The following is a 3,107-nucleotide window of genomic DNA, read 5'->3' as shown; positions in this document are numbered from 1 at the left end:
GCACCGTTCGCGACATCGCCGCCGCCGTCGAGCACGTGCTCGTCGGGGAAGGTCGGCCCGGGAGCCTCGGCCTGCACGAAGGAGGAGATCGCGAGGATCTGCTCCTCGGTGAACTGCGGCTCCTTCTGCGGCGCCTGGGGTCCCTGCATCTGCAGAGGCATGCGACCGGTCGACATCTGGAACTCGACCGCGAGTTCGCCCACGCCGTAGAGGCTGGGGCCGTTCGCCGTGCCCTGCAGATCGAGACCGTGGCAGGTGGCGCAGTTCGCGGTGAACAGCTTCTCGCCGTCCTCGACCGTGAGCGTGCTGGTCGCCGCCGTCTGGGTGTCGGTCGCAGCGAATGCTGCGGTCGTTCCGGCGTACACGGCGCCGGTGATCATGAGGCCTGCTCCGATGAGGGCTGCCGCAGCCAGGGGACTGCGACGGCCGTTCGAACGGCGCTTCTTCTCTCGTGCCATCTCGGGGATCAGCTCCGCTCTTATTTCAGGAAGTAGATAACGACGAACAGCACGATCCAGACGACGTCGACGAAGTGCCAGTAGTAGGACACCACGATCGAGGAGGTCGCCTCCTTGTGCCGGAAATTCTTGACGGCGTACGCGCGTCCGATGACGAGCAGGAACGCGACGAGACCGCCGGTGACGTGCAGGGCGTGGAAGCCCGTGGTCAGGTAGAAGGCCGATGCGTAGGAGTCTGCGCTGATCGGCATGCCTTCAGCGACGAGCGTCGCGTACTCCCAGACCTGGCCGGACACGAAGATCGCGCCGAGGGCGAAGGTGAGGAAGAACCACTCGACCATGCCCCAGCCGAACAGGCGACGGCGTCCGGCGCCGTTCTTCTGTCCCTTCGCGATGCGGTACGGCTGCAGATCCTCGGCCGCGAACACGCCCATCTGGCACGTGAACGAGGAGAGGACAAGGATCGCCGTGTTGACGAACGCGAACGGGACGTTCAGAAGTTCGGTGCGGTCCGCCCAGAGCTCGGGAGAGGTGCTGCGAAGAGTGAAGTAGATCGCGAAGAGTCCCGCGAAGAACATCACCTCGCTGCCGAGCCACACAATGGTGCCGACAGCTACCGGGTTGGGGCGCTTGATCGTTCTTGCCGCCGGGGCATACGTCGCTGAGGTCGTCACTATTCCATTATGGCCGATCCTCGGGCATGATTCTCGCATCGGAGGACCCCGATTCCCTGTCCAGCGACTTAGGCAACCCTAAGAAAACGCTGCGAATCCTCGGTGAATCCGCGGGAAAAAGGGGATGCCTCGCGTGCGCCCGCCCGCGAGGAACAGCCTGCACGTTTTCCCGTCGCCGATAGGATCGCTCACATGGCTGATTCCCTGACCTGGTCCGACGTGCTCACCACTCTCCTGGAGCGTCGCGACCTCAGCGTCTGGGAGTCCACGTGGGCGATGCGTCAGATCATGCGCGGCGACGTCACCGAGGCGCAGCTCGCCGGGTTCCTGGTGGCGCTGCGCGCCAAGGGCGAGACCATCGACGAGATCGTCGGCTTCCGCGATGCGATTCTGGAGGCGGCCGTGCCGCTGCCCGTGTCCCCGAACGTCCTCGACATCGTGGGCACAGGAGGAGACCGCGTCGGAACGGTCAACGTCTCCACGACCGCCGCCGTCATCATCGGGGCGACAGGGGTTCCGGTCGTCAAACACGGCAACCGTGCCGCGAGCTCCGCGTCGGGGTCGTCCGATGTCCTCAGCGCGTTGGGGCTCGAGCTGACCCTCGACCCTGCGGCGGTGTCGACCATCCTCGATCGCACCGGCATCACGTTCGCCTGGGCAGGCGCCTTCCACCCGGGGTTCAAGCACGCCGGCGCGGTGCGCGCCCAGCTCGGCGTCCCCACCGTGTTCAACATGCTCGGCCCCCTCTGCAACCCGGCACGCGCCGAGGCGAACGCGGTCGGGGTGGCGCAGCTCGAGAGGGTCCCCCTGATCACCGGCGTCTTCCGCACCCGCGGCGCGACCGCTCTCGTCTTCCGTGGCGATGACGGTCTCGACGAACTGACCACGACCGGCCACAGCCGGATCTGGGAGGTCACGCGCGGTGACATCCACGAGCACGACCTCGACCCGCGCGACCTCGGGATCCCGATCGCCGATCTCGCCGACCTGATCGGTGGCACGCCCGAGCACAATGCAGCGGTGCTGCGTCGCACGCTCGAAGGCGAGAAGGGAGCGGTGCGCGACATCGTGCTGCTCAACGCCGCGGCGGGCATTGTCGCCTTCGAACTCTCGCAGGACGCGACCCAGGTGCAGCGCCCCATCCTCGAGCGGCTGCGCGCGGGATACGACCGTGCCGCCGCTGCCGTCGACGACGGTCGGGCCGCCGCCAAGCTCGACGAGTGGATCGGCGTGAGCCGCGAGCTGGCATCCGCATAGGAGATGTGATGGATCCGGTCGCCGCGCTGCTCGAGATCGCTTCGCTGCTGGAGCGCGAACGAGCGTCTCGGTATCGCGCGAAGGCCTTCCGTCAGGCCGCAGCGACCCTGCAGCAGCTGCCGGAGGAGGTGCGCTCCGACCCGACCAGGCTGCGCGCCGCGAAGGGGATCGGCGAATCCACATTCGCGGTCATCCGCCAGGCGCAGACCGGCGATGTTCCCGACTACCTCGTGGAGCTGCGCGGCGATGTCGAGCCTGAGAGGGTCTCCGAGCTGCGCACGAAACTGCGCGGTGACCTGCACGCGCACACCGAGTGGTCCGACGGGACGACGCCGATCTCGGTCATGGCAGCCGCGGCGCGCGCTCTGGGGCACGAGTACCAGGCGATCACCGACCACTCGCCGCGTCTCCGGGTGGCCCGTGGTCTCTCGGCCGAGCGTCTGCGTGAGCAGATCCCGCTCGTTCGTGCCGAGACGGGCGACGGATTCACTCTGCTGGCGGGCATCGAGGTGGACATCCTCGACGACGGGTCCCTCGACCAGGAGGACGCGCTGCTCGGCGAGCTCGACGTCGTCGTGGCATCGGTCCATTCCAAACTGCGCATGGACTCGCGACCGATGACGGCGAGGATGCTCGCGGCCGTCTCGCACCCCAGGGTCAACGTCCTGGGGCACTGCACCGGTCGTCTCGTGCAGGGCGAGCGCGGCACGAGGCCGGA

At 67.6% G+C, this 3,107-nt stretch carries 4 protein-coding genes; 2 read left to right on the top strand and 2 right to left on the bottom strand.

From position 1 onward, the window contains the following. A partial coding sequence (locus J7E68_RS18620) for a cytochrome c (protein WP_215175026.1) occupies positions 1-458 on the bottom strand: 458 nt, incomplete at its 3' end. 20 nt (positions 459-478) lie between these two features. Further along, entirely contained in the window at positions 479-1,171 is a 693-nt protein-coding gene (locus J7E68_RS18615; RefSeq protein WP_251049150.1) for a heme-copper oxidase subunit III, read from the bottom strand. A gap of 153 nt (positions 1,172-1,324) precedes the next feature. Here J7E68_RS18615 and trpD point away from each other — a divergent pair, with 153 nt between their 5' ends. Then, positions 1,325-2,389, top strand: a complete 1,065-nt coding sequence (gene trpD, locus J7E68_RS18610) for an anthranilate phosphoribosyltransferase (RefSeq protein ID WP_215175024.1) — start codon at positions 1,325-1,327, stop codon at positions 2,387-2,389. Between the two features lie 8 nt (positions 2,390-2,397). Beyond that, on the top strand, positions 2,398-3,107 hold a 710-nt coding region (locus tag J7E68_RS18605; RefSeq protein WP_215175023.1), incomplete at its 3' end, for a PHP domain-containing protein.

It is taken from the genome of Microbacterium sp. ISL-103 (genome assembly GCF_018613995.1).
Taxonomy (GTDB): domain Bacteria; phylum Actinomycetota; class Actinomycetes; order Actinomycetales; family Microbacteriaceae; genus Microbacterium.
The sequence above is the reverse complement of the archived record's forward strand: the minus strand, read 5'-3'. Positions and strand labels throughout refer to the sequence as shown.

Coding starts and splice junctions, on each gene's coding strand:
- J7E68_RS18615 (WP_251049150.1), bottom strand. CDS start 1,171: ATGCGAGAATCATGCCCGAGGATCGGCCATAATGGAATAGTGACGACC.
- trpD (WP_215175024.1), top strand. CDS start 1,325: ATGGCTGATTCCCTGACCTGGTCCGACGTGCTCACCACTCTCCTGGAG.